This is a genomic window from Enterobacter sp. CPE_E863 (genome assembly GCF_046521465.1).
In the GTDB taxonomy this organism is placed as follows: Bacteria; Pseudomonadota; Gammaproteobacteria; order Enterobacterales; family Enterobacteriaceae; genus Enterobacter; species Enterobacter adelaidei.
The window spans coordinates 3612849-3639022 of record NZ_JBKFZX010000001.1 but is presented as its reverse complement, the minus strand read 5'-3'; the positions used below and the strand labels follow the sequence as shown (position 1 = coordinate 3639022).

Here is a 26174-nt window from a genome sequence, read left to right as displayed (position 1 = left end):
GATTAAGGCTGATAACTTGCGGTTGTAAAATCGAGGTAATCGTTTGCGTCCTCGCGTGATTTGTAAAAGACATAAGCGATCTCTATGAATTGCTTCGGTAATAAAAAAGCCGGGACGCGTTGTACTGCGACCCGGCTTTAAAGAGAAGACGCTAAGCGTTAAGTGCAGATCTCGTAGCAAGGAATGTAGGCTGAGCCTGGCAGCTTCATGCGGTGCTGAGCGACAAAGCCCTGCAGCATGTCGTCCATGCGACGCATCATCTCGCGGTCACCGTGTATTTTGTACGGACCATATTGTTCAATGGCGCGGATGCCCATCTCTTTCACGTTCCCCGCCACAATCCCGGAGAAGGCACGACGCAGGTCGGCGGCCAGAACTTCCACCGGCTGATCCGGGTAGAGTTTCAGGTTCGCCATATTCTCGTGCGTAGGTTCGAATGGGATCTGCAGGTCCGGCGCAATGCGGATTGACCAGTTAAAGCTGTAGGCATCACCGGTATCACGACGATTCTCTTTCACCAGCGGCATCGCTTTTTTCATCTGACGCGCCACTTCTGCTGCATCATCAATGATGATGCGATAGTGACGACGCGCGGATTCCCCCAGCGTATGCTCGATGAACTCGTCCAGCACGCGGAAGTAGTCGGCGCTCTCTTTTGGTCCGGTCAGGATCAACGGCAGAACCTGATCTTTATTGGCCGGGTTCATCAGAATGCCCAGCAGATAAAGCAACTCTTCCGCTGTCCCCACGCCGCCCGGGAAGATGATTATGCCGTGGGCGATACGGACAAACGCCTCAAGACGTTTCTCGATATCCGGCATGATAATCAGCTCATTAACCAGCGGGTTAGGTGGCTCAGCAGCGATGATTGACGGTTCGGTCATACCGATAAACCGCCCCTCTTTGTAACGCTGCTGCGCATGCCCAACCGCGGCACCTTTCATTGGCGCTTCCATTGCCCCTGGGCCACAGCCCGTACAGATATTCAGTTCACGCAGGCCGAGTTGCGTTCCCACCCGACGGGCATAGAGATATTCGGTTTCGTTAATGGAGTGGCCGCCCCAGCAAACGACCATGTTCGGTGCTTCGCCGACGTGCAGGGCACGAGCGTTTCGCAAAATCGAGAATACCAGGTTGGTGATATGGACAGAGCTTTCCAGATCGAGATGCTGGAAACGGCCCGCGTTGTGGATCTGCCCGTTAACAAACAGGATGTCACGCAGCACGGCAAACAGGTTGGCCTGAAGTGAGCGAATAATGCGCCCGTCGACGAAGGCGTCTTCCGGCGGGTTGATCACTTCCAGTTTCACGCCACGCTCGCGGCGCAGCACGTTGATATCAAAGCTTTCGAAGCGGGACAGCAGTTCTTTACTGTTATCTGTCAGGCTTCCGGAGTTCAGTACGGCAAGTGAACAGTTACGAAACAGTTGATAAAGATCGCTGCTGGCCGTGCGTTTAAGCATGTCCACTTCCAGCTGCGACAACATATCCATTGAGCCAAGCGGGCTAATATGTGTAATCAAGTGAGCTCCTTACGGGACGATTATCGTCTTTCCCTGTTGATTACAATAGCCCTGGCTTATGAGATTTCACAACACTTCGGGCGGAATACCGCCCGCATATTATGAAAATATTTATGTTACTGACGCACCAGACGGCCAGTCGCAGGCACAAAATTGGTATTGGTGCGCCACGGGTTAATATCCAGCCCACCACGTCGGGTATAGCGCGCGTAAACGCTCAGCGTCTCAGGATGGCAGAAACGCTGAATGTCATTAAAGATGCGCTCCACGCACTGCTCGTGGAATTCATTGTGATGACGGAACGACACCAGATAGCGCAGCAGTTTTTCCCGGTCAATTTTCGGGCCACGATACTGGATCTGCACGGAACCCCAGTCCGGCTGATGGGTAATCAGGCAGTTGGACTTCAGCAAATGGCTGACCAGCGTCTCTTCGACCACCTTCCCGCTCGCCGCGTTTTCAAGGTAATCAGTGCTGAATTCGTAGCTGTTCACCTCGATATCCTGATCGTCGATGCATGTACCGTTGAAGTGGGCAATGGGCTGCCCTTCGAGTTCATCCAGACGATACAATGAAACGCTTACGTTGCCCTGAGCGCAGGCACTTAAATCACGTTCCAGGGTGTGCTGAACGTCGTCCCAGCTATTGAATTTTGTCTGGTTAAAACTGTTGAGATAGAGCTTAAAACTTTTGGACTCAACGAGATTAACGCTGGCGTAATCCAGCTCAACATGGCCCACCGCCACCTGCGGCAAACCGCGAGCGTTAAGCCACGAGAGTTCGTACAGCGTCCAGATATCTCCGCCGACAAACGGCAGTGCATCCGCGTGTAAACCCAGAGGATCGCGATTCAGGCTGCGCGGCACACCCTGCAGCAGGCTTGCATCGTAGGTGTCGCGGTAATCGGTCGATTTACCCAGCGTTAAGCCGGTTAACGCCTGATGATTTTCGTAAGACATGTTTCATAGCCACTTTACAGGTACACTTATGGCCTGAGTTTATCCTGTCTTACAAGAAGAGAGAAATCGGTGGACATCGAAACTGCAAATGCCCTCACTACCTTCACGACCCGTTATTGCGATGCATGGCATGAAAAGCATGACACATGGCCACAAAGTACTGATTTATATGGCGTGCCGTCACCGTGCATTATCTCTTCTCAGGATGATTACGTGATCTGGCAGCCAAAGCCCAACACCAGTGAGCAAAATGTAAATGCGGTTGAACGGGCAATGGATATTGTGATACAACCTGCCGTTCATGCGTTTTATACCACGCAATTTGCAGGGGATATGCCTGCACGCTTTGCTGATATTACGTTGACCCTGTTGCAGACGTGGAGTGAAGACGATCTGCAGCGTGTTCAGGAAAACCTGATTGGGCATCTGGTCACGCAAAAGCGCCTTAAGCTTTCTCCGACACTCTTTATTGCCACGCTGGATAGCGAACTGGATGTAATATCCGTCTGTAACCTGTCTGGTGAAGTGGTTAAAGAGACAATCGGTACCCGCAATCGCGAAATCCTCGCCCCCTCTCTTGCGGATTTCCTTACCCGAATTGAGCCACTGCTGTAATACTTGATGCTACAGCGCGTGTGAGAGATCTCTTACAAGGTTTGTGAGAGATCGCTGGAACATTCAGTATTACCTTATTTAATTAAGATTAATATTACTCTGTTTTTCAATGGATTACTTGTTCATTGCATGACTTTTAGCGATTTCTTAAGGCTTACACAACTGACTGGGTGGGTTGTAAGACGAAGCGGAATAGCGGATTCTATCTCCGTCGACAGGACGCCGACACGAGAAACGAACATCAGGATGATGGCGTTTCTTACTCAGGACACGTCAGGATGGCGCTGCAGGAAGGCTTCAGGATGAAGCAAAAGGATAACGCAGGATGCGTAAGGGACACCTCCAGGAAGGAGAATGAGAGCCGGTCAGGATGAGCGGTGGGTCAGGAAGGCCAGGATGTTTCAGGATGAAACAAACATATCAGGACGATATGTGCAGGATGCATCGGTTTACGGATGACCAGGCCTTCGGGCATCAGGAAAAGTTGTCACGGATGAGCAGGGAGCACGAATTGTAGCTGGAATGCTGCGAAACGAACCGGGAGCACTGTTTTTACAGTGCTCCCTTTTTTTATTTCTGTCTTCCGCAATGCTATGCTGCGCGCCGTTCATTTTTTCAGTTGAGGTTACTATGACGCAACACGATCGCGTTCGTGCCCGGTTGCACGCCATCGAAGCCCTTTTGCGCCAACATCAGCTGTGGCAGGAGACTGCACCGCAGCCAGAAGCGTTCGCAAGCACACAGCCATTCTGCCTGGATACGCTGGCACCGTTCGAGTGGCTCCAGTGGGTATTAATTCCGCGTATGCACGCACTGCTGGAAGGCGGTCATCCGCTGCCACAGGCCTTTGCTGTTTCTCCCTATTATGAAATGGCGCTTGAGGCGACGCATCCAGCGCGCGACGTGATGCTGGTCGAACTGGAAAAGCTGGATGCCCTGTTTGCCGGTGAAGATGCATGACGCTTGAGATCCTCTATCAGGATGAGTGGCTGGTGGCGGTGAATAAACCGTCCGGCTGGCTGGTGCACCGAAGCTGGCTGGATCGCGACGAGAAAGTCGTGGTAATGCAAACCGTGCGCGACCAGATTGGCCAGCATGTTTTCACTGCCCATCGTCTCGACAGGCCGACCTCCGGCGTTCTGCTGATGGGGTTGTCCAGCGAGGCAGGCCGCCTGCTGGCGCAGCAGTTCGAACAGCACCAGATCCAGAAACGCTACCACGCGATTGTCCGTGGCTGGCTGACGGAAAGTGCCACGCTGGACTATCCGCTGGTGGAGGAGCTGGACAAAATTGCCGATAAATTTGCCCGTGATGACAAAGGCCCGCAACCTGCGGTGACGGATTATCGTGGCATGGCGACTACCGAAATGCCGGTGGCAACCAGCAAATTTCCGACCACACGCTACAGCCTGGTTGAGCTTCTGCCTAAAACCGGGCGTAAGCACCAGCTGCGACGCCATCTTGCGCACCTGCGCCACCCGATTATTGGCGACAGCAAACACGGCGATCTGCGCCAGAACCGCAGCGCGGCCGAACACTTTGGTTGCCATCGTCTGATGTTGCACGCCAGCGAGCTGAGCCTGACGCACCCGTTTACCGGCGAACCGCTAACTATACGCGCGGGGCTGGACGACGTCTGGATGCAGGCGCTGTCACAGTTTGGCTGGCTGGGACAACTCCCCGAAAATGAAAGGGTTGAGTTTGTATCGGGCAACGTTCAGGATGAACAGTAAACGCATTCAATATGGGAAAATATCATGGCTGAAGTAGGCATTTTTGTCGGCACAATGTACGGCAACTCGCTGCTGGTAGCGGAAGAGGCTGAGGCAATACTCGCCAGCCAGGGCCACAAAGCCACGGTCTATGAAGACCCGGAACTGGCAGACTGGAAAAAGTATCAAGATAAATACATTCTGGTGGTGACCTCCACCACTGGACAAGGCGATCTCCCGGACAGCATCGTGCCGCTTTTCCAGGGAATTAAAGACCAGCTCGGCTATCAACCGGACGTTCACTACGGCATCATTGCGCTGGGCGATAGCTCTTACGCCAACTTCTGCGGCGGCGGTAAGCAGTTCGATGCTCTCCTGCAGGAACAAAGCGCCCAACGCGTCGGCGAGATGCTGCTGATTGATGCGGGCGAACACCCTGAGCCTGAAAGCGAGTCGAACCCATGGGTTGAACACTGGGCGACGCTCCTTAAATAGTTCTGTATGCCGGGTAAGGCGTAGACGCCACCCGGCTGTACATCCCGCACCAAACGCCAATTCCGTGAACCACCTTCAACTCCCCTGGGCTAATGCCATAAACAACCTCTCACACCCCCTTTAATACTGTGTTTTTGCACGGTGAGAGACGGTGTCACTCCTTCATATACTTTTCCGGTCACTATAAAACGGCGTCAGGCCGTACCAAAACGACAAAACACAAATCTCATTCTGATTACCCTACCGGTGCTGTACAGAATGAACCAGGCGAAAGCTATGTTTCAGGAGTGCAACAATGAGTACATTAAGCCACGCAGCGAGCAGCGCTGAGAAGCGCACCAATGCCCGCTACTGGATAGTGGTGATGCTGTTTATCGTCACGTCCTTTAACTATGGTGACCGCGCCACGCTGTCGATTGCCGGCTCGGAAATGGCAAAAGACATCGGCCTTGATCCGGTGGGCATGGGTTACGTTTTCTCTGCATTCTCATGGGCCTACGTTATCGGGCAAATTCCTGGCGGCTGGCTGCTGGACCGTTTTGGATCTAAACGCGTCTATTTCTGGTCCATCTTTATCTGGTCGATGTTCACCCTGCTGCAGGGGTTCGTCGATATCTTCAGCGGCTTCGGCATTATCGTGGCGCTCTTCACGCTGCGCTTCCTGGTAGGCTTAGCGGAAGCGCCTTCCTTCCCGGGCAACAGCCGCATTGTGGCGGCATGGTTCCCGGCGCAGGAGAGGGGAACGGCGGTAGCGATCTTCAACTCCGCACAGTACTTCGCAACGGTGATCTTCGCGCCCATCATGGGCTGGCTGACGCATGAGGTGGGCTGGTCGCACGTATTCTTCTTCATGGGCGGGCTTGGGATCGTCATCAGCTTCATCTGGCTGAAAGTGATCCACGAACCTAACCAGCATCCCGGCGTGAACAAGAAAGAGCTGGAGTACATTGCCGAAGGCGGAGCGCTGATCAACATGGATCAAAAATCCGAAAAAGCAAAAGTCCCGTTCAGTCAGAAATGGGCACAGATCAAACAGCTTGTCGGCTCGCGGATGATGATCGGGATCTATCTTGGCCAGTATTGCATCAACGCCTTAACTTACTTCTTTATCACCTGGTTCCCGGTTTATCTGGTGCAGGCGCGTGGTATGTCGATTCTGAAAGCGGGGTTTGTCGCCTCTGTTCCGGCAATCTGCGGCTTCGTTGGGGGGGTGCTCGGCGGGGTGATTTCCGACTGGCTGATGCGCCGCACCGGTTCCCTGAACATCGCGCGAAAAACGCCGATTGTGCTCGGCATGCTGCTCTCCATGACCATGGTGTTCTGTAACTACGTAAATACCGAGTGGATGATTATCGGCTTCATGGCGATGGCTTTCTTCGGTAAAGGGATCGGTGCGCTGGGCTGGGCGGTGATGGCAGATACTGCGCCAAAAGAGATCAGTGGTCTGAGCGGCGGTCTGTTCAACATGTTCGGCAACATCTCCGGGATTGTCACCCCCATCGCTATCGGCTACATCGTCGGCACGACGGGCTCTTTCAACGGTGCGCTGATCTACGTGGGTGTGCATGCGCTGGTGGCGGTGCTGAGTTACCTGGTGCTGGTGGGGGATATCAAACGCGTCGAACTTAAACCTGTTGCGGAGCGTGGATGATGACAACGCAATCAAGCCCAATCGTCACTGAGATGAAGGTCATCCCGGTGGCCGGGCAGGACAGTATGCTGCTGAATATTGGCGGCGCACATAACGCCTGGTTTACCCGTAATATCGTTGTGCTGACAGACAGTGCAGGGAATACCGGCGTGGGCGAAGCGCCTGGCGGAGAGGTGATTTATCAGACGCTGGTCGATGCCATACCTCGGGTGGTGGGTCAGGAGATCGCCCGGCTGAATAAGGTGGTCCAGCAGGTACATAAGGGAAATCAGTCGGCAGACTTTGATACCTTCGGAAAAGGGGCGTGGACGTTTGAACTGCGCGTCAATGCTGTCGCCGCTCTGGAAGCCGCCCTGCTTGATTTACTGGGCAAGACCTTGCATGTCCCGGTCTGCGAATTACTGGGGCCCGGCAAGCAGCGCGATGAGGTGACGGTGCTCGGCTATCTGTTTTATGTTGGCGATCGCAACAAAACCGATCTGCCTTATCTGGCTCACTCGCCGGGCAGCCACGAGTGGTATCACCTGCGTCATCAGGAAGCGCTCTCCGGTGAAAGCGTTGTCCGGCTGGCTGAGGCGGCGCAGGATCGTTACGGTTTTAAAGATTTCAAGCTTAAAGGCGGCGTACTGCCAGGTGAGCAGGAGATTGAAACGGCCCGGGCGCTGAAAAAACGCTTCCCGGAGGCGCGTATAACGGTTGATCCGAACGGAGCATGGCTGCTGGATGAAGCGATCAGCTTGTGTAAAGGGCTGGGGAATGTCCTGACCTATGCGGAAGATCCCTGCGGCGCCGAACAGGGGTTCTCGGGTCGTGAAGTCATGGCCGAGTTCCGTCGCGCCACCGGGTTGCCAGTCGCCACCAACATGATCGCGACCAACTGGCGCGAAATGGGTCACGCTGTGATGCTGAACGCTGTCGATATTCCGCTGGCTGACCCGCATTTCTGGACGCTTTCAGGTGCAGTACGTGTCGCACAGCTGTGCGATGACTGGGGGCTAACCTGGGGCTGCCACTCCAACAACCACTTTGATATTTCGCTGGCGATGTTTACCCACGTTGGCGCGGCGGTACCGGGTAACCCCACCGCTATCGACACCCACTGGATTTGGCAGGAGGGTGAAGCTCGCCTGACCAAAAATCCGCTTGAGATCAAAAACGGCAAAATTGCTGTGCCGGATGCGCCTGGGCTGGGTGTAGAGCTTGACTGGGATCAGGTTCATAAAGCCCATGAGGCGTATAAAAAACTGCCTGGTGGTGCGCGTAACGACGCAGGACCGATGCAGTACCTTATCCCCGGTTGGACATTTGACCGTAAGCGCCCTGTTTTCGGACGTCACTGATAAAAGGATTGAACGATGAGCACTTTTTCTACCCCCGTAGTCACTACCATGCAGATCATTCCGGTTGCGGGCCATGACAGCATGCTGATGAACCTGAGTGGTGCGCATGCGCCATTCTTTACCCGCAATATCGTGATTATCAAAGACAACTCCGGTCATACCGGTGTAGGCGAAATTCCAGGTGGGGAGAAGATCCGTACTACGCTGGAAGATGCCATTCCATTAGTCGTCGGTAAAACGCTGGGCGAGTACAAAAATGTGCTGAACACCGTGCGCAGTACTTTCGCTGACCGCGATGCGGCTGGACGTGGGCTGCAAACGTTCGATCTGCGTACCACTATCCATGTGGTGACCGGTATCGAAGCGGCAATGCTGGACTTGTTAGGCCAGCACCTGGGCGTTAACGTCGCGTCACTGTTAGGCGATGGCCAGCAGCGCAGCGAAGTGGAAATGCTGGGCTATCTGTTCTTTGTCGGCGACCGCAAACTGACGCCTCTGCCGTATCAGAGTCAGCCAGATGAACAATGCGACTGGTACCGACTTCGCCACGATGAGGCGATGACTCCGGATGCGGTGGTGCGTCTGGCGGAAGCCGCTTATGAGAAATACGGCTTCAACGATTTCAAACTGAAGGGGGGCGTGCTGGCGGGCGAAGAAGAGGCGGAAGCCATCTCTGCGCTGGCGAAACGTTTCCCGCAAGCGCGCGTAACGCTCGATCCGAATGGGGCCTGGTCTCTTGATGAAGCGATCGGAATCGGTAAACAGCTGAAAGGCGTGCTGGCCTATGCGGAAGATCCTTGCGGGGCTGAACAAGGTTTCTCCGGCCGCGAAGTGATGGCGGAATTCCGCCGTGCAACAGGTTTGCCAACGGCAACAAACATGATAGCAACCGACTGGCGCCAGATGGGGCATACGCTTTCTCTGCAATCTGTCGATATTCCGCTGGCTGACCCGCACTTCTGGACGATGCAGGGTTCAGTGCGCGTGGCGCAGATGTGTCATGAGTTTGGCCTGACCTGGGGCTCGCATTCCAACAACCACTTCGATGTGTCGCTGGCAATGTTCACTCACGTTGCCGCTGCCGCACCGGGTACGATCACTGCGATTGACACGCACTGGATCTGGCAGGAAGGCAATCAGCGCCTGACCAAAGAGCCGTTTGAGATCAAAGGGGGCATGGTGCAGGTGCCGTCCACACCGGGGTTAGGTGTTGAGCTGGATATGGATCAGGTTATGAAAGCTCACGAGCTGTATCAGAAACATGGCCTGGGTGCGCGCGATGATGCGATGGCGATGCAGTATCTCATCCCGGGCTGGTCATTTGATAATAAACGTCCGTGCATGGTGCGATAAATGTGCAGGGAACGCTCCCATTGCTGGTCATTTGCGTGGTGTATGCTTAACGTAACAACGATGCGTAAGGATGGCTTATGAAAATTGTTATCGCACCGGACTCATATAAGGAAAGTTTGAGTGCGCTTGAGGTTGCGACAGCGATAGAGCGTGGTTTTCGCGAGATCTTCCCCGAGGCGGTTTACGTCAAACTGCCGGTCGCGGACGGTGGCGAAGGGACGGTTGAGGCGATGATCGCGGCAACGCAGGGAAGCATTATGCATGTTCCGGTGACCGGCCCGCTGGGCGAGCACGTGGACGGGTTTTATGGTTTGTCCGGTGATAAGCAGAGCGCCTTTATTGAAATGGCAGCGGCCAGCGGCCTGGAGCTGGTTGCGCCTTCGCAGCGTAATCCTCTGAGAACCACCTCCTGGGGAACAGGTGAGCTTATCCGTCATGCGCTGGATGCGGGCGTTAAGCATATCATTATTGGCATTGGCGGCAGTGCAACCAATGACGGCGGTGCAGGGATGGTGCAGGCGCTGGGCGCTAAATTGCTCGACGCGAGTGAACAGCCTCTTGGGCAGGGCGGGGGCGAGCTGGGAAAACTCGCGCGTATCGACCTGAGCGGGCTGGATAAACGCCTGGCTGAGTGCCGGATTGAGGTGGCCTGTGATGTCACTAATCCGCTCACCGGAAAGGATGGCGCGTCAGCCGTATTTGGTCCGCAAAAGGGGGCCACTCCCGAGATGATCGTCACCCTGGACAACGCGCTTGCTCAGTATGCGCGGGTCATTGCCCGGGATCTGGATATCGATGTGTTGAACCTTGCCGGCGGCGGCGCAGCGGGCGGTATGGGGGCAGCACTGTATGCCTTTTGCGGTGCGCAGTTGCGCCAGGGGATTGAGATCGTGACCGATGCGCTACACCTGGCCGACCAGGTAGCCGATGCGGATTTGGTGATCACGGGTGAAGGACGCATCGACAGTCAGACGATCCACGGCAAAGTCCCGGTAGGTGTGGCGAAAGTGGCCAAACGCTTTAACAAACCCGTCATCGGTATTGCGGGGAGTTTGACGGCGGATGTTGGCGTGGTACACGAACACGGCATTGATGCGGTGTTTAGCGTGATCTACACCATCTGCTCACTGGAAGACGCGCTGGAAAATGCCAGTGAAAATGTCCAGACGGCCGCAAGGAATATCGCGGCGGCGCTGAAAATAGGGCAGGCATTTTAGCTGTGATTGCCGGGAAAGGCGAAACCGCCACCCGGCTTTTACCTCAGCTTCCCAGCACTTTCATCGCTTCCCGCGTCACATTATCCATCTCATCCAGCAGCTCCAGGAATTCCGGTTCAAGCTCAGATTCCGGCGTACCGGCACGCAGTTGCTGCTCCAGCAACTGGCAGAGATTTTTCAGCCGCGGCACGCCGCTGTATCCACAGCTGCCGTGCAGCTTGTGAATCGCTTCCAGCAGATCGTCCGGGTTTTCACCCACCAGTTGCTCTTCAACCTTATTGCGAATTTCCGGTAGAAACGCGACCAGCATTTGCAGCATTTCGCGCGCTAAGTCGGGTTTTCCTGCTGCCTGACGCAGCGCAAGCTGCCAGTCAAAAGTCGCGTTCTGATTGACGCTAATCTCAACCGGCTCGGCAGATGGCGTGTACGTCCCGCCTGAATGCCCCGGTTTATAGCGTAACAACAGGTTATGAAGTTTCTCTTCGTCGATAGGTTTAGCCAGATAATCATTCATCCCGGCACTCAATAGCTTCTCTTTCTGACCGGCCATCGCATGCGCGGTGACCGCAATCACCGGGGTCTGCTGCTGATGCGGGAGCTGATGGATCAGCTCACAGGCCCGAATGCCATCCATACCCGGCATTTGAATATCCATCAGAATTAAATCGAACTGCATCTGTTTAGCCTGTTCAACCGCCTGCGTGCCACTGGTACACAGTTCAACATGCTGAACCTGGTCTTCAAGCAATACGCCAATGAGCTTCAGGTTGGCCGGATTATCATCCACGGCCATCACGCTCATCGGCAATTTTTGCTCATTGTCAATTGGAGGCAGGGCATTCTGGCTAAGACGGCAATATTCCGTCAACGCTGGCAGCAGTCGGGTCGCGGTGAGCGGTTTTAGCAGACACGCGGCGGCCCCGTCATTCTTCAACTCTTCTGCATTGAGCTGGGCATGGCAGGGTAGCGCCAGCAGCAGATAGTCGGTCATTGACGCGGCTTTCGCCAGCCGTTCCTGTTGCATGGTCAGTTCGCCGGTGAAAGTGACCGGGATCCCCATCAGCAGAATGTCGTAGTGTTCAACGGCAAGGGCTGAGAAGGTTGGGCTGTAGACCACTTCCAGCGGCGTGGTGCTTAAAATATCGAGCGCACACTGCGCCGCCGCTGCGTTAGGCTCGACGTAGGCCAGACGCTTGCCTTTCAGGCAGTCTGTCACCGGACCATCGGTCAGCACGTTCGGGTTGAGGTCCAGATTAATGTGGAACCAGAAGGTTGACCCCCGGTTCGGCTGGCTGTGGAAAGAGATATCTCCTCCCATCTCATTCACCAGTCTCTGCGTGATCACCAGCCCCAGACCAGTACCGCCATGACGGCGGGAGATACTGGCGTCTGCCTGACGAAACGCCTGGAACAGCCGCGACTGATCGCGCTCAGGGATACCGATGCCGGTATCGCGGATCTGCACTTCAATCTGAACCTTGTTATTACTGATAGAACGTTTTTCCACCAGAATGTCGATGTTACCGCTTTCGGTGAACTTAATGGCATTTCCGACAAGGTTAGTAATAACCTGCTGCAGACGTAGCGGGTCGCCAATGACGTTATCCGGCACATCGTTCTTGATGTTAAGTGTCAGCTCCAGCCCTTTATCGTGCGAGGAGTGTGCGAGCAGCGTGACCACTTCATCCAGTGTACTCCGCAACGGGAACGGGATACTTTCCAGAATAAGCTTGCCTGCTTCCAGCTTGGAGAAGTCCAGCACGTCGTTAATGATCGCTAACAGGTTATTAGCGGAGCGCTCGATAGTGTGCAGATGGTCGCGCTGAGTCGGGTTAAGCTCGCTTTTCAGCGTCAGGCGGGTAAAGCCGATCACGCCATTGAGCGGCGTACGCAGCTCGTGTGACATATTGGCAAGGAATTCAGATTTAATACGTGCTGCTTCCTGTGCACGCTTTTTCGCCAGATCCAGCTCAACGTTCTGAATCTCCATCTGTTCCAGCGTTTCGCGCAGGTCAGACGTGGCCTGGTCAACGTTGTGCTGCATCTCTTCGTGATACGCCGCCAGAGACATCGCCATCGAGTTGATGCCATTTTTCAGCATATCCAGCTCGCCCAGCATAAACCCTTCAACGCGGCTGTCGAGCTGACCCCGGCGAATGCGATCAACCGTATTGACCATGTTGCGTATGGGGCCCGTCACGTCTCGCATCAGACGCCAGCCGAAGATCAGTGCAATACCGATGCAGAACAACATCATCACGCCAGAGATGAAAATTTCTTTGTACTGCTGTAGCCGTACCGACTTGAGATCCAGCTCCAGTGCAACATATCCCAGCATATTGTTGCTGGATTTGGCATCGGATTGCGCAGACTCATCGGGGGAATAACTTTCTGAAATGATCGGCGTGCGCAGGATCATGATATCCCCGCGCCGAAGTACGGTGAGCTGGCGCGGGAACGGCGTGCCGTCAGGGATTTTCAGGGACGCCGGATCGAGATGAAAATTCGAGGTAACAAACAGACGGTTATGTTCGTCGTACACGGAAATGGCGCGAACAATGTCCGAGTGACGGCGGTGGAGCACGCTGATTAACTGACCAATGGACTCGCGGTTTTGCAGGTTCATCCCATACTCACTGGACACGGCCAGCGGTTCGATGATGCTGGCGCCCGCATCTTCCAGTTGGCGCTGCAAATCGTTATAGCGGTGCACCACAAAGAAGATACTCAGCAGCAAACCGATAAGAACGGTGGGGGCGAGGATCAAAATCATCATGCGCGCGCGCAGGCTGTAGTTGGTCATGGCGTTCCGTTATGGGACAATTAAGATAATTATGTTTATGTGAGAAAAATCTCGGCGATGGCGCAATTCTACTCTGCAAAACGACGCGTGACGACGCGTCAAATCATCACTGTTGAAGCTACGGACCTGGATCCTTTTGGCCAGGGGGTAGCACGACACAATGGTAAGACTCTGTTTATAACAGGTTTACTGCCAACAGAACGAGCAGAAATTACGCTGACAGAAGATAAACGCCAGTACGCCCGCGGACAGGTGAAGCGTCGCCTCAACGATAGCCCGCAGCGTGTGGAACCGCGTTGCCCGCACTTTGGTATCTGCGGAGGCTGTCAGCAACAGCATGCGAGCACAGAATTACAGCAAAAAAGCAAAAGCAGCGCCCTGGCGCGTCTGCTTAAACATGACGTAAGCGAGATTATTGCCGGTGAGGCGTGGGGTTATCGCCGCCGTGCGCGCCTGAGTCTCAGCTTTCAACCAAAAACTGAGCGGCTGGAGATGGGGTTTCGCAAAGCCGGCTCCAGCGATATCGTTGATGTGAAGCATTGCCCTGTTTTGGTGCCCCATCTTGAGGCATTGCTTCCAAAAGTGCGCATTTGTCTCTCCGGGCTGGAGGGGGTTCGCCACCTTGGGCATGTCGAACTGGTCATGGCAAATAATGGCCCGCTGATGGTTTTGCGCCACACCACGCCGTTGTCGAAAAAAGATCGCGAAAAACTGGAACACTTTTCGCATTCCCACGACCTGGCGCTTTTCCTGGCACCACAAAGCGAGATACTTGAGCAGGTTACAGGTGACGCGCCCTGGTATGCGTCAAACGGACTACGCTTAACGTTCAGCCCGCGGGATTTCATTCAGGTAAATGATGGCGTTAATCAGCAGATGGTTGAGAAAGCGCTGGCGTGGCTGGATGTTCAGAAAAGCGATCGGGTGCTCGATCTGTTCTGCGGAATGGGTAACTTCACGCTGCCGTTGGCGCTAAAAGCCGCCAGCGTCGTCGGCGTGGAAGGTGTTGAGGCGCTGGTGGCTAAAGGGCAGGAGAACGCAGAGCAGAACGGCTTGCAAAATGTGACCTTCTTTCATCAAAATCTTGAGGAAGATGTCACCCAACAGCCGTGGGCGAAGCAGGGCTTTGATAAAATTTTACTCGACCCGGCTCGTGCTGGTGCACCGGGTGTCATGGCACATATTATTAAACTCGCGCCGAAGCGTGTGGTCTATGTTTCCTGTAACCCGGCAACGCTTGCCCGTGACAGTGAGGCATTAATCAGTGCGGGTTACCAGATTCGGCGTCTGGCAATGCTGGACATGTTCCCGCACACTGGACATCTGGAATCGATGGTGTTGTTCGAGCACATCTAATTTGTTTGGCTTGTCGACTTCGACAGGCCCTGGTCCCTAAAGGAGAGGACAATGGTTGCGGTAAGAAGTGCACATCTTAATAAAGCTGGGGAATTTGACCCACAAAAATGGATCGCAAGTCTGGGAATTTCCAGCCAGCAGTCGTGTGAACGCTTAACCGAAACCTGGGCCTATTGTTTGCGCACCACGCAGGGGCATCAGGATGCCGATCTTCTCTTATGGCGCGGCGTGGAGATGGTTGAAATCTTATCCATGCTGAACATGGATATCGAAACGCTGCAGGCCGCGCTTCTGTTCCCGCTTGCCGATGCGGACGTCGTCACTGAAGACGTACTGCGCGAAAGCGTTGGAAAATCGGTCGTGGCGCTGATCCACGGCGTACGCGATATGGCTGCCATCCGCCAGCTTAAGGCTGCGCACACTGACTCTGTCTCTTCAGAACAGGTCGATAACGTTCGCCGCATGCTGCTGGCCATGGTGGATGATTTCCGCTGTGTGGTCATCAAACTTGCCGAGCGTATTGCCCATCTGCGTGAAGTGAAGGATGCACCGGAAGACGAGCGCGTGCTGGCTGCCAAAGAGTGTACAAACATCTATGCGCCGCTCGCAAACCGTTTAGGGATTGGTCAACTGAAATGGGAACTGGAAGATTACTGCTTCCGCTACCTGCACCCGGCGGAATATAAACGCATTGCCAAACTCCTGCATGAGCGCCGTATCGACCGCGAGCATTATATCGAGGAGTTTGTCAGCGGGTTGCGTCAGTCAATGAAAGAAGAGAATGTGCGTGCCGAAGTCTACGGTCGACCAAAGCACATCTACAGTATCTGGCGCAAAATGCAGAAGAAACATCTCGCTTTTGACGAGCTGTTTGACGTGCGCGCAGTACGTATCGTGGCGGAGCGTCTGCAGGACTGCTATGCCGCGCTGGGGATAGTGCACACTCACTTCCGACATCTGCCGGATGAGTTCGATGACTACGTCGCGAACCCGAAACCTAACGGCTACCAGTCTATTCATACCGTTGTGCTCGGCCCTGGCGGCAAAACGGTCGAAATTCAGATCCGCACCAAACAGATGCACGAAGACGCCGAACTGGGCGTTGCCGCGCACTGGAAATATAAAGAAGGCACCTCCGGTGGGGCGCGTTCCGGCCATGAAGATCGCATCGCCTGGCTGCGTAAGCTGATTGCGTGGCAGGAAGAGATGGCCGACTCCGGCGAGATGCTTGACGAGGTGCGCAGCCAGGTCTTTGACGACCGGGTGTATGTCTTTACCCCGAAAGGGGATGTCGTTGATCTGCCTGCGGGCTCTACACCGCTCGATTTTGCCTACCATATCCACAGTGATGTGGGGCACCGCTGTATCGGGGCGAAAATCGGCGGGCGCATTGTACCGTTCACCTACCAGCTGCAGATGGGCGACCAGATTGAAATTATCACCCAGAAGCAGCCAAACCCGAGCCGGGACTGGCTGAATCCAAACCTGGGTTACGTGACGACCAGCCGTGGGCGTTCCAAAATTCACGCCTGGTTCCGTAAACAGGATCGTGACAAGAACATCCTTGCGGGTCGTCAGATCCTTGATGATGAGCTGGAGCATATTGGCATCAGCCTGAAAGAGGCGGAGAAGTTCCTGCTGCCGCGCTACAACTTTAACGAGCTTGATGAGCTGTTAGCGGCCATTGGCGGCGGCGATATCCGTCTGAATCAGATGGTGAACTTCCTGCAGGCGCAGTTCAATAAGCCGAGTGCGGCAGAGCAGGATGCAGCCGCGCTGAAGCAGTTGCAGCAGAAAACCTATGCCCCGCAGCAGCGCAGCAAAGACAATGGTCGCGTGGTGGTGGAAGGCGTAGGCAATCTTATGCACCACATTGCGCGCTGCTGCCAGCCTATCCCGGGCGACGATATCGTCGGCTTTATCACCCAGGGGCGCGGAATTTCGATTCACCGCTCCGACTGCGACCAGCTTGCCGAGCTACAATCGCATGCGCCTGAGCGCATCGTGGAAGCGGTCTGGGGCGAGAGCTATTCCGCGGGTTACTCGCTGGTGGTGCGCGTTACTGCCAACGATCGCAGCGGGCTGCTGCGCGACATTACCACCATTCTCGCCAACGAGAAGGTCAACGTGCTGGGCGTCGCCAGCCGCAGCGATACCCGCGAGCAGCTTGCCACCATCGATATGACCATCGAAATCTATAACCTGCAGGTGCTGGGCCGCGTGCTGGGCAAACTGAACCAGGTGCCGGATGTGATTGACGCGCGTCGTCTGCACGGCGGTTAAACACACTCTTCTGTAAGCCGGGTAAGGCTTTGCCGCCACCCGGCTTGTTTTTTTAATGGAAAACACTATGACTCAAATCGACCGCCTGCTCGGCATCATGAAACGTCTTCGGGACCCGGAAAACGGCTGTCCGTGGGACAAAGAGCAGACTTTCGCCACCATCGCCCCGTACACACTTGAAGAGACCTATGAGGTGCTGGACGCCATCTCTCGTGAAGATTTTGACGACCTGCGCGGCGAGTTGGGCGATCTGCTGTTCCAGGTGGTGTTCTATGCACAAATGGCGCAGGAAGAAGGGCGCTTTAACTTTGACGACATCTGTGCCGCCATCAGCGACAAGCTTGAGCGCCGCCACCCCCATATTTTTGGTGATGCCACTGCAGGGAACAGCGCGGAAGTGCTGGTCCGCTGGGAACAAATCAAAAGCGCCGAGCGTGCAGAGAAATCTCAGCACTCCGCGCTGGACGATATTCCTCTGAGTCTGCCTGCGCTGATGCGTGCCCATAAAATTCAGAAACGCTGCTCTGCAGTCGGGTTTGACTGGACGTCCCTCGGCCCGGTACTGGACAAAGTGCATGAAGAGATAGACGAAGTGATGCACGAAGCGCAGCAGGCAGTGGTGGATGAAGCAAAGCTGGAAGAGGAGATGGGCGATCTGCTGTTTGCGACTGTCAACCTTTCACGCCACCTGGGCGTAAAAGCGGAAACCGCGCTGCAAAAAGCCAACATTAAGTTCGAGCGTCGTTTTCGCGAAGTCGAACGAATTGTGGCCTCGCGCGGCCTGGAAATGACCGGGGTAGACCTCGATGTGATGGAAGAAGTCTGGCAGGAAGTAAAACGCCAGGAATCTGATCTCTAACGGATTTTTGCGATCAAGCGCAATTTGTGTGATTTTTTAAATGACAAGCGCTTGATTTGCGTCAAAAACATTTACCCAAAACGGGCTATTTTCTCACTCCTTATGTTTGTCATGGCCTGGAATGGAGACGGAGAATGAAAGTTTGTGGCGCTCGCCGTGTTCGGGTATACTACTTTCCCGTCCTGGTTATTCCATCGTTTCACCCTAACTTCTCAGGTTCAGCATGACAACGAACTATATTTTTGTGACCGGCGGGGTCGTATCCTCTCTGGGTAAAGGCATTGCCGCAGCCTCCCTCGCAGCCATTCTTGAAGCCCGTGGCCTCAATGTGACCATGATGAAACTGGATCCGTACATCAACGTCGATCCGGGCACCATGAGCCCAACCCAACACGGGGAAGTGTTCGTTACTGAAGACGGCGCTGAAACCGATCTGGATCTTGGCCACTACGAGCGTTTCATCCGCACCAAAATGACCCGTCGTAACAACTTCACGACTGGCCGCATCTATTCCGACGTTCTGCGTAAAGAGCGCCGTGGTGACTACCTGGGCGCGACCGTGCAGGTTATCCCACACATCACGAACGCAATTAAAGAACGTGTTCTTGCCGGTGGCGAAGGGCATGACGTAGTGCTGGTTGAAATCGGCGGTACTGTTGGGGATATCGAATCCTTACCATTCCTGGAAGCGATTCGTCAGCTGGCGGTGGATATTGGTCGTGAACACGCGCTGTTCATGCACCTGACGCTGGTGCCTTACATGGCAGCCGCAGGTGAAGTGAAAACCAAACCGACTCAGCACTCGGTGAAAGAGCTGCTCTCCATTGGTATTCAGCCTGACATCCTGGTTTGCCGTTCCGATCGTGCTATCCCGGCGAACGAACGTGCGAAAATTGCATTGTTCTGTAACGTGCCTGAAAAAGCCGTTATTTCAATGAAAGATGTCGATTCCATTTATAAAATCCCGGGCCTGTTGAAATCACAGGGCCTGGACGATTATATTTGTAAACGATTCAGCTTGAACTGCCCGGAAGCAAATCTGTCCGAATGGGAACAGGTTATTTACGAAGAAGCTAATCCGGCTGGTGAAGTGACTATCGGTATGGTCGGCAAGTATATTGAACTGCCGGATGCCTATAAGTCAGTGATCGAAGCGCTGAAACACGGTGGTCTGAAGAACCGTGTCTCCGTGAATATCAAGCTGATTGATTCGCAGGATGTTGAAACGCGTGGCGTTGAAATCCTGAAAGATCTGGATGCAATTCTCATCCCTGGCGGCTTCGGCTACCGTGGTGTAGAAGGCAAGATCGCCACCGCGCGCTATGCGCGTGAAAACAATATTCCATACCTCGGCATCTGTCTGGGTATGCAGGTTGCGCTGATCGAATTTGCGCGCAACGTAGCGGGAATGGAAAACGCGAACTCTACGGAATTTGTGCCAGACTGTAAGTACCCTGTAGTGGCGCTTATCACTGAATGGCGTGACGAAGACGGTAACGTCGAAGTCCGTACCGAGAAGAGCGATCTGGGTGGCACCATGCGTCTTGGCGCACAGGCCTGCCAGCTGTCCGACGATAGCGTGGTTCGCAAGCTGTATGGCGAGTCAACCATCACCGAACGCCATCGTCACCGCTATGAAGTCAACAACATGTTGTTGAAACAAATTGAAGCCGCGGGTCTGCGTGTTGCGGGCCGCTCCGGGGATGATCAGTTAGTCGAGATCATTGAAGTGCCAAACCATCCGTGGTTTGTCGCCTGCCAGTTCCACCCGGAATTTACTTCAACGCCACGTGACGGGCATCCGCTGTTTGCTGGCTTCGTGAAGGCCGCCAGCGACTACCAGAAGCGTCAGGCGAAGTAAAAAAAGTTAGAACGGCAACGCGTACCCCTGGTACGCGTTGTTTGTCTGGAGTTTTAGTTTAACTTGTACTGAGGAAAATCTAATGTCCAAAATCGTTAAAGTCATCGGTCGTGAAATCATCGACTCCCGTGGTAACCCGACCGTTGAAGCCGAAGTTCATCTGGAAGGTGGTTTCGTCGGTATGGCAGCAGCTCCATCAGGTGCTTCTACTGGTTCCCGCGAAGCGCTGGAACTGCGCGATGGCGATAAATCCCGTTTCATGGGCAAAGGCGTACTGAAAGCGGTTGGCGCTGTAAACGGTCCTATTGCTCAGGCAATCCTTGGCAAAGACGCCAAAGACCAGGCTGGCATCGACAAGATCATGATCGATCTGGACGGTACTGAAAACAAATCTAACTTCGGTGCGAACGCAATCCTGGCTGTTTCCCTGGCGAACGCCAAAGCAGCAGCTGCAGCGAAAGGTATGCCACTGTTCGAACACATTGCTGAACTGAACGGCACCCCAGGCAAATACTCCATGCCAGTACCAATGATGAACATCATCAACGGTGGTGAGCACGCGGACAACAACGTTGATATTCAGGAATTCATGATTCAGCCAGTTGGCGCGAAATCCCTGAAAGAAGCGGTACGCATGGGTTCTGAAGTGTTCCACAACCTGGCTAAAGTTCTGAAAGCTAAAGGTATGAACACTGCTGTTGGTGACGAAGGTGGTTATGCGCCAAACCTGGGTTCTAACGCAGAAGCACTGGCAGTAATCGCAGAAGCAGTTAAAGCTGCTGGCTACGAGCTGGGCAAAGACATCACCCTGGCGATGGACTGTGCAGCATCTGAATTCTACAAAGACGGTAAATACGTTCTGGCTGGCGAAGGCAACAAAGCGTTCACCTCTGAAGAGTTCACTCACTTCCTGGAAGACCTGACCAAACAGTACCCAATCGTTTCTATCGAAGACGGTCTGGACGAATCTGACTGGGCTGGTTTCGCATACCAGACCAAAGTACTGGGCGACAAAATCCAGCTGGTTGGTGACGATCTGTTCGTAACCAACACCAAGATCCTGAAAGAAGGCATCGAGAAAGGCATCGTTAACTCCATCCTGATCAAATTCAACCAGATCGGTTCTCTGACCGAAACTCTGGCTGCGATCAAAATGGCGAAAGACGCAGGCTACACCGCTGTTATCTCTCACCGTTCTGGCGAAACTGAAGACGCTACCATCGCTGACCTGGCTGTTGGTACCGCTGCAGGCCAGATCAAAACCGGCTCTATGAGCCGTTCTGACCGTGTTGCTAAATACAACCAGCTGATTCGTATCGAAGAAGCTCTTGGCGAAAAAGCACCATACAACGGTCGTAAAGAGATCAAAGGCCAGTAATAGCCTTTAAGCCTTAGAATGAAAATGCCAGTCGAATGACTGGCATTTTTTTTGGCTATTTAAAATCGACTGCCATCTGTTCGGGGATTGTTAGCCCCTGAGTCGTCTGCACGCAGCGGGCGATATAATCCGTAAAGCGGGGTGGCTTCGGCATCCCCATGCTCAACAGCTTATCGTTGCTGAAGCGCACGTTAAGCGTGGCAAACGCACCGTATAAACGCATTGCTTTTAGCATCAGACGTTCGTTGCATGGACCAAAAATATTTTTCAATTCGCGGCGCATTCTAACCAGCGTTTCGTAGCTGACCTGAGCATACCGATCGCCAACAGGGGCTTTCTCCAGCGCCTGCGCCATGGCCTGATCGATATCCGCAAAGCGAACGCTGTTCTCTTCCCCAGCAGAAATATGTACCACTTCCCCAGGACGAGCGTTGCTGGTGAGCAGCATTAACAACGCATCGGCGCAATAATCCACCGGAACAACGTCGATTCTGTCTTCCATTGAGCACATAAACTTCTGCAGCATCAGGCCCATGCTAAAGACCCAGAAAATGCTGCTCGACGGCGTGCAACCGTGACGAGTATGGCCGACGACGATGGACGGGCGAGCGATGAGCAACGGCAGGTTCGGGCACTCCTGGCGCATCAGCTGTTCGATAGTTGACTTCGAAAACGTGTATTCCACCAGGTGTTCTGCATTTTCTCTGAATTCAGCGCTTTCAGCGACCAGGGAATCCTGTTCCGGCGTGCATGACATTGCCGTGCCTACGTGCAGGAAACGCTGTAAGGCCGTCACCCGTTCCATGCGACGCGCCAGCGCCAGCGTGCCCTCGACATTGACCTTCCAGATCAGCGGATTATTACCAAAAGACGCAACAGCTGCACAGTTAACGACGTGCGTGACCTGGTCCAGGCGAGGATCGTCCAGAAATGCTTCCGGCTGGCTGAGGTCACCAATGAGGATATTATCTACGCTCAGAGAAGCCAGTTTATTCTCAGGCACATTGAATTTGCGCATGTTCTCTTGCACACGCTCCAGCCCACCTTGCGGATCGCTGGCACGCGCGAGCAAAAGGAGTTTTACGGGTTTATCATTGGTCAGTATTTTTTCGAGTACTGCACCGCCCAGAAATCCTGTTACGCCTGTAATCAATAACATCTTCATTAATACCGTCTCATTATGGTTGATGAGGCGGATTGTAGGCGCACAAAAGTAAACGGCATTTAAATAATAAAACGCCGAAAATGAAGGCTTCTTAAGCTTATTTTAAGAAAAGAAAATCAGGTGGATATATTGGACATTGTGGAAAGGAAAAAATTCAATTTATAAAAAAGAATATTTTAAATTAATGATTTTAAAGCTCTTTTATAAGCTCAATCTTACTATTAATAGTTATTCAAAATGTAATAAGCAAAATACTTTGTTACACCATTCATTTGTTCGGTAAATGATTTAAGTGAAACTGAATACCAAAAACCGCAGGCCGTTTTATTTAGCCTGCGAACTATTTTTAGAGTAACAGAGGGAGCGTAGCGCTGGCCGTTTGTTGGCTAACGTCGCCGTAATGCCCGTCCAGCGCAATCATAGAGGTGGTCAGCAGTTCGACCAGCAGCATAACCCCAACCTTAGCATTGAGTGCACCTGCGCTGAGGGGGCCCTCTGGTTTGGCGGCAACCAGTTGAATATCGCTAAGGGAAGCCAGCGGGCTACGGGGGGTATTGCTAAGAGCCAATACCTTAACGCCGCGCTTGTGGGCTAGTTTCACCACGTGCAGTAGATCCCGCGTTGAACCCGAACTGGAGATGGCCACAACCAAAGTCTCTTTCGAAAGGGTCGCCGCATTCATGGCTGCGCGGTGCATATCGCTAAACAGCTGTGCGGGTTTGCCCAGCCGCAACAGTTTGTAATGCAAATACTCCCCGAGGATCGCGCTGGCCGCAACGCCATAAATCTGTACGGATTGCGCCTGGTGCAGCGCCAGCGCCGCCTCTTCAAGCAATGCCCGGTCGAGGAGTCTGGCGGTATCCTGCAAAGCCTGTACCGACTCTTCGACAACGTTATCTATTTCATCTCCGGCCTGTCGCGCGGGCTGGCCCTGCTGAATATCCAGCGCAAGCGCCATTTTAAATTCGTTATATCCCTTGCAGCCCAGCGTGCGGCAAAGACGCGTGACGCTGGCCTCGCTGGTGCGACTTTCGCGCGCCAGTTCAGTGATCGTCAGGTAGAGCACCCGGGCAGGATCGTTGAGGACAAACTCGCCAAGTTTTTGTTGCGTTGGGCTGTACCCGGAAGCCTCCTGGCGTAGCTTCAGCAGCAGGTTTTCATGGTCTGACATGCTAGATCCTTAATGCGTTTCTCTGCGACTAGTGTGGCGGAAAGCAGGGGAAAGATGCCAGTCATTTTGAAAAAGTATGATCATCCTCCTGGTTTTTGATGGTAATTTTCATGTATTGATGTTTTTATGGTAAAAATTTTCATCATTAAATGAGAGGATGAAAAAATGATGCAAATGTTCAGCGGGGCTTCTTCTGGGGGATGGTTTGAAAAAGCGCAGCGCTTTGGCAAATCCTTTATGTTACCTATCGCCGTATTGCCAGCAGCAGGTCTGCTGCTGGGGATAGGTGGCGCGTTATCGAATCCAAATACCCTCGCGGCATATCCGTTTTTGGATGTGAGCTGGCTTCAGGCCATCTTCACTATCATGAGCAGTGCGGGTTCAATTGTGTTTGCGAACCTCTCGGTGCTGTTTGCTGTTGGGGTTGCTGTCGGGCTGGCAAAAAGCGATAAGGGCACGGCAGGGCTGGCGGCGTTGCTCGCTTTTCTGGTGATGAATGCCACCATTAACGCGCTGCTGATCCTCACCGGAAAACTGGCGCATGATAATCCTGGCGCTGTGGGGCAGGGCATGACGCTGGGGATCCAGACCCTGGAAACCGGTGTGTTTGGTGGCGTGGTGATCGGTCTCGTGACCTGCGCTCTCCATCACCGGTTTAATAAAATTGCGCTTCCGCAATTTCTGGGCTTCTTTGGCGGTTCACGTTTTGTTCCCATTATCAGCTCGCTGGCAGCAATACTCGTCGGGGCCGTCATGACCGTCGTCTGGCCGCATTTCCAGAAACTGATCTTTGGTCTGGGTGGGCTGGTGGATGCGACGGGTTACCTGGGCACAATGCTCTATGGCTTCATTTTGCGTATGCTCGGCCCATTCGGTTTACATCACATCTTCTATCTTCCTTTCTGGACTACCGCGCTCGGCGGGAGTGAGATCGTCAACGGTCATCTGGTCGAAGGCACACAGCGGATCTTCTTCGCGCAACTGGCCGATCCTACGACGCGTCAGTTTTACGAAGGGACGTCGCGCTTTATGTCCGGGCGCTTCATTACGATGATGTTTGGCCTGCTCGGTGCATGTCTCGCGATGTACCACACGGCAAAACCCGAGAACAAAAAACGCGTCGCCGGGCTGCTGCTCTCTGCGGCATTAACCTCGTTCCTGACCGGGATTACCGAGCCTATCGAGTTCTCCTTCCTGTTTATTGCGCCGGTGCTTTACGTCATTCATGCGCTGTTTGACGGGCTGGCGTTCATGCTCGCACACATGCTGCATATCACCATCGGGCAAACCTTCTCCGGCGGTTTTATCGACTTCGTGCTGTTTGGCATTCTTCAGGGTGAGGCTAAAACCCACTGGATGTTCGTTCCGATGGTCGGCGTGCCGTGGTTCTTCCTCTACTACTTCACCTTCCGCTACCTGATTAACCGCTTTGATTTTGCCACGCCGGGGCGTGAAAAAGAGGCGGTGGCGGATGAGGTCAGTCTGCCGCAAAGCGAGCGCGCTGCAGCGGTAATCGCCGGGCTGGGTGGAAAAGACAATCTGGACGAGGTGGACTGCTGCGCCACGCGCCTTCGCGTCACGGTGAAAGACGGCAGCAAAGTGAATGAAGCAGCATTGAAAGCCACCGGTGCACGCGGCGTCATTGTGCGCGGTAACGGTGTTCAGGTCATTTATGGCCCGCACGTCACGATTATCAAAAACGAAGTTGAAGAGATCTTATCGTAATGAAAACTGTACTGGATAACCTGAAAGGAAAACTGGTCGTCTCTTGTCAGGCGCTGGAAAATGAACCTCTGCATAGCCCGTTTATTATGTCACGGATGGCGCGGGCAGCGTTTCAGGGCGGGGCTGCTGCCATCCGCGCCAACAGCGTGGTGGATATTGCGGCCATTAAACAGGAGGTTTCTTTACCCGTTATCGGCATCATCAAACGGGATTATCCTGGTAGCGCGGTGTTTATCACTGCGACAATGAAAGAAGTGGATGAGCTGATGAGCGTCTCTCCGGAAATCATTGCACTTGATGCGACTGCGCGCGAGCGTCCTGGCGGTGAATCACTGTCAACGCTGGTCAGCCACATCCGTAAACGTTACCCCGGGATAGTGCTGATGGCGGATATATCCAGCGTAGAAGAAGCCGAAACCGCGCAGGAACTGGGCTTTGATTGTGTTGGAACCACGCTTTACGGCTATACGGCGGAAAGTGCGGGTCATGCTTTACCTGTTAATGACTGCGCATTCCTGAAGGATGTGCTGGCTGCCGTCACGGTTCCGGTGGTTGCCGAAGGCAACGTCGATACCCCTGAGCGCGCGGCCAGATGCCTGGCACTGGGAGCGCATATGGTGGTCGTGGGTGGGGCAATCACCCGTCCACAGCAGATCACTGAACGGTTTATGGCAGCGATTGGCGCGCAAAGCACCGATCGAGCATGAC

The 26174-nt window shown here is 53.9% G+C and carries 20 protein-coding genes; 15 read left to right on the top strand and 5 right to left on the bottom strand.

Going from position 1 to position 26174, the window contains the following annotated elements; translation table 11 throughout:
* Nucleotides 1–158: 158 nt before the first annotated feature.
* On the bottom strand, nt 159–1523 hold the full coding sequence (gene ppnN, locus ACLHV8_RS17880) for a nucleotide 5'-monophosphate nucleosidase PpnN (RefSeq protein WP_208594072.1): 1365 nt from the start codon (nt 1521–1523) through the stop codon (nt 159–161).
* 116 nt (nt 1524–1639) lie between these two features.
* The gene (queF, locus tag ACLHV8_RS17875; RefSeq protein WP_028016892.1) at nt 1640–2482 is read right to left on the bottom strand and encodes an NADPH-dependent 7-cyano-7-deazaguanine reductase QueF; all 843 of its coding nucleotides are present in this window, start codon (nt 2480–2482) and stop codon (nt 1640–1642) included.
* A gap of 69 nt (nt 2483–2551) precedes the next feature.
* Here queF and syd point away from each other — a divergent pair, with 69 nt between their 5' ends.
* From syd to ACLHV8_RS17835, 8 genes are all read left to right on the top strand, one after another.
* On the top strand, nt 2552–3097 hold the full coding sequence (gene syd, locus ACLHV8_RS17870; RefSeq protein ID WP_208594073.1) for a SecY-interacting protein: 546 nt from the start codon (nt 2552–2554) through the stop codon (nt 3095–3097).
* A 630-nt stretch (nt 3098–3727) separates the two neighbouring features.
* Nucleotides 3728–4057: a YqcC family protein gene (locus ACLHV8_RS17865; RefSeq protein WP_028016890.1), complete on the top strand. Its 330-nt coding sequence runs from the start codon at nt 3728–3730 to the stop codon at nt 4055–4057.
* Nucleotides 4054–4830 carry a tRNA pseudouridine(65) synthase TruC gene (gene truC, locus ACLHV8_RS17860; RefSeq protein WP_049005920.1) on the top strand — a complete coding sequence of 259 codons (777 nt, stop codon included), beginning with the start codon at nt 4054–4056 and terminating at the stop codon, nt 4828–4830. Before ACLHV8_RS17865 ends, truC begins: the two co-directional genes overlap by 4 nt.
* A gap of 24 nt (nt 4831–4854) precedes the next feature.
* Nucleotides 4855–5304 carry a flavodoxin gene (locus ACLHV8_RS17855; RefSeq protein ID WP_028016888.1) on the top strand — a complete coding sequence of 150 codons (450 nt, stop codon included), beginning with the start codon at nt 4855–4857 and terminating at the stop codon, nt 5302–5304.
* Nucleotides 5305–5599: 295 nt separating this feature from the next.
* Entirely contained in the window at nt 5600–6955 is a 1356-nt protein-coding gene (gudP, locus tag ACLHV8_RS17850; protein WP_208594074.1) for a galactarate/glucarate/glycerate transporter GudP, read from the top strand.
* Nucleotides 6955–8295, top strand: coding sequence for an enolase C-terminal domain-like protein (locus ACLHV8_RS17845; protein WP_410377050.1), 1341 nt, complete (start codon nt 6955–6957; stop codon nt 8293–8295). The genes gudP and ACLHV8_RS17845 overlap by 1 nt, the downstream gene beginning before the upstream one ends.
* Before the next feature lie 15 nt (nt 8296–8310).
* Nucleotides 8311–9648 carry a glucarate dehydratase gene (gene gudD, locus ACLHV8_RS17840; RefSeq protein WP_208594075.1) on the top strand — a complete coding sequence of 446 codons (1338 nt, stop codon included), beginning with the start codon at nt 8311–8313 and terminating at the stop codon, nt 9646–9648.
* Between the two features lie 77 nt (nt 9649–9725).
* Nucleotides 9726–10865 carry a glycerate kinase gene (locus ACLHV8_RS17835; RefSeq protein WP_208594076.1) on the top strand — a complete coding sequence of 380 codons (1140 nt, stop codon included), beginning with the start codon at nt 9726–9728 and terminating at the stop codon, nt 10863–10865.
* 43 nt (nt 10866–10908) lie between these two features.
* Here ACLHV8_RS17835 and barA read toward each other — a convergent pair whose 3' ends face one another.
* Nucleotides 10909–13668: a two-component sensor histidine kinase BarA gene (gene barA, locus ACLHV8_RS17830; RefSeq protein WP_208594077.1), complete on the bottom strand. Its 2760-nt coding sequence runs from the start codon at nt 13666–13668 to the stop codon at nt 10909–10911.
* Nucleotides 13669–13725: 57 nt separating this feature from the next.
* Here barA and rlmD point away from each other — a divergent pair, with 57 nt between their 5' ends.
* The 5 genes from rlmD to eno all read left to right on the top strand — a co-directional run bounded on the left by rlmD (nt 13726) and on the right by eno (nt 21405).
* Nucleotides 13726–15024: a 23S rRNA (uracil(1939)-C(5))-methyltransferase RlmD gene (gene rlmD, locus ACLHV8_RS17825; protein ID WP_208594078.1), complete on the top strand. Its 1299-nt coding sequence runs from the start codon at nt 13726–13728 to the stop codon at nt 15022–15024.
* A 51-nt stretch (nt 15025–15075) separates the two neighbouring features.
* Entirely contained in the window at nt 15076–17307 is a 2232-nt protein-coding gene (gene relA / locus ACLHV8_RS17820) for a GTP diphosphokinase (protein WP_028016881.1), read from the top strand.
* A gap of 67 nt (nt 17308–17374) precedes the next feature.
* Complete coding sequence (mazG, locus tag ACLHV8_RS17815) at nt 17375–18166, top strand: nucleoside triphosphate pyrophosphohydrolase (RefSeq protein ID WP_108091048.1); 792 nt, start codon at nt 17375–17377, stop codon at nt 18164–18166.
* Between the two features lie 223 nt (nt 18167–18389).
* Nucleotides 18390–20027: a glutamine hydrolyzing CTP synthase gene (gene pyrG, locus ACLHV8_RS17810; protein WP_028016879.1), complete on the top strand. Its 1638-nt coding sequence runs from the start codon at nt 18390–18392 to the stop codon at nt 20025–20027.
* Between the two features lie 82 nt (nt 20028–20109).
* Complete coding sequence (gene eno, locus ACLHV8_RS17805) at nt 20110–21405, top strand: phosphopyruvate hydratase (RefSeq protein ID WP_028016878.1); 1296 nt, start codon at nt 20110–20112, stop codon at nt 21403–21405.
* Between the two features lie 55 nt (nt 21406–21460).
* Here eno and ACLHV8_RS17800 read toward each other — a convergent pair whose 3' ends face one another.
* Both ACLHV8_RS17800 and ACLHV8_RS17795 read right to left on the bottom strand, forming a co-directional pair.
* Nucleotides 21461–22570, bottom strand: a complete 1110-nt coding sequence (locus tag ACLHV8_RS17800; protein WP_028016877.1) for an SDR family oxidoreductase — start codon at nt 22568–22570, stop codon at nt 21461–21463.
* 346 nt (nt 22571–22916) lie between these two features.
* The gene (locus ACLHV8_RS17795; protein ID WP_208594079.1) at nt 22917–23741 is read right to left on the bottom strand and encodes a MurR/RpiR family transcriptional regulator; all 825 of its coding nucleotides are present in this window, start codon (nt 23739–23741) and stop codon (nt 22917–22919) included.
* A gap of 165 nt (nt 23742–23906) precedes the next feature.
* Here ACLHV8_RS17795 and ACLHV8_RS17790 point away from each other — a divergent pair, with 165 nt between their 5' ends.
* Nucleotides 23907–25466 (top strand): maltose/glucose-specific PTS transporter subunit IIC, encoded by a 1560-nt coding sequence (locus ACLHV8_RS17790; protein ID WP_410377003.1) that lies wholly within the window; start codon nt 23907–23909, stop codon nt 25464–25466.
* Nucleotides 25466–26173 carry an N-acetylmannosamine-6-phosphate 2-epimerase gene (locus tag ACLHV8_RS17785; protein WP_208594081.1) on the top strand — a complete coding sequence of 236 codons (708 nt, stop codon included), beginning with the start codon at nt 25466–25468 and terminating at the stop codon, nt 26171–26173. The genes ACLHV8_RS17790 and ACLHV8_RS17785 overlap by 1 nt, the downstream gene beginning before the upstream one ends.
* Nucleotide 26174: the final 1 nt, after the last annotated feature.

What these genes read in the sequence shown, in the direction of transcription:
- queF (WP_028016892.1), bottom strand. Translation starts at nt 2,482, where the DNA reads ATGTCTTACGAAAATCATCAGGCGTTAACCGGCTTAACGCTGGGTAAA.
- ACLHV8_RS17865 (WP_028016890.1), top strand. Translation starts at nt 3,728, where the DNA reads ATGACGCAACACGATCGCGTTCGTGCCCGGTTGCACGCCATCGAAGCC.
- truC (WP_049005920.1), top strand. Translation starts at nt 4,054, where the DNA reads ATGACGCTTGAGATCCTCTATCAGGATGAGTGGCTGGTGGCGGTGAAT.
- ACLHV8_RS17855 (WP_028016888.1), top strand. Translation starts at nt 4,855, where the DNA reads ATGGCTGAAGTAGGCATTTTTGTCGGCACAATGTACGGCAACTCGCTG.
- gudP (WP_208594074.1), top strand. Translation starts at nt 5,600, where the DNA reads ATGAGTACATTAAGCCACGCAGCGAGCAGCGCTGAGAAGCGCACCAAT.
- ACLHV8_RS17845 (WP_410377050.1), top strand. Translation starts at nt 6,955, where the DNA reads ATGACAACGCAATCAAGCCCAATCGTCACTGAGATGAAGGTCATCCCG.
- gudD (WP_208594075.1), top strand. Translation starts at nt 8,311, where the DNA reads ATGAGCACTTTTTCTACCCCCGTAGTCACTACCATGCAGATCATTCCG.
- ACLHV8_RS17835 (WP_208594076.1), top strand. Translation starts at nt 9,726, where the DNA reads ATGAAAATTGTTATCGCACCGGACTCATATAAGGAAAGTTTGAGTGCG.
- barA (WP_208594077.1), bottom strand. Translation starts at nt 13,668, where the DNA reads ATGACCAACTACAGCCTGCGCGCGCGCATGATGATTTTGATCCTCGCC.
- rlmD (WP_208594078.1), top strand. Translation starts at nt 13,726, where the DNA reads ATGGCGCAATTCTACTCTGCAAAACGACGCGTGACGACGCGTCAAATC.
- relA (WP_028016881.1), top strand. Translation starts at nt 15,076, where the DNA reads ATGGTTGCGGTAAGAAGTGCACATCTTAATAAAGCTGGGGAATTTGAC.
- mazG (WP_108091048.1), top strand. Translation starts at nt 17,375, where the DNA reads ATGACTCAAATCGACCGCCTGCTCGGCATCATGAAACGTCTTCGGGAC.
- pyrG (WP_028016879.1), top strand. Translation starts at nt 18,390, where the DNA reads ATGACAACGAACTATATTTTTGTGACCGGCGGGGTCGTATCCTCTCTG.
- eno (WP_028016878.1), top strand. Translation starts at nt 20,110, where the DNA reads ATGTCCAAAATCGTTAAAGTCATCGGTCGTGAAATCATCGACTCCCGT.
- ACLHV8_RS17800 (WP_028016877.1), bottom strand. Translation starts at nt 22,570, where the DNA reads ATGAAGATGTTATTGATTACAGGCGTAACAGGATTTCTGGGCGGTGCA.
- ACLHV8_RS17795 (WP_208594079.1), bottom strand. Translation starts at nt 23,741, where the DNA reads ATGTCAGACCATGAAAACCTGCTGCTGAAGCTACGCCAGGAGGCTTCC.
- ACLHV8_RS17790 (WP_410377003.1), top strand. Translation starts at nt 23,907, where the DNA reads ATGATGCAAATGTTCAGCGGGGCTTCTTCTGGGGGATGGTTTGAAAAA.
- ACLHV8_RS17785 (WP_208594081.1), top strand. Translation starts at nt 25,466, where the DNA reads ATGAAAACTGTACTGGATAACCTGAAAGGAAAACTGGTCGTCTCTTGT.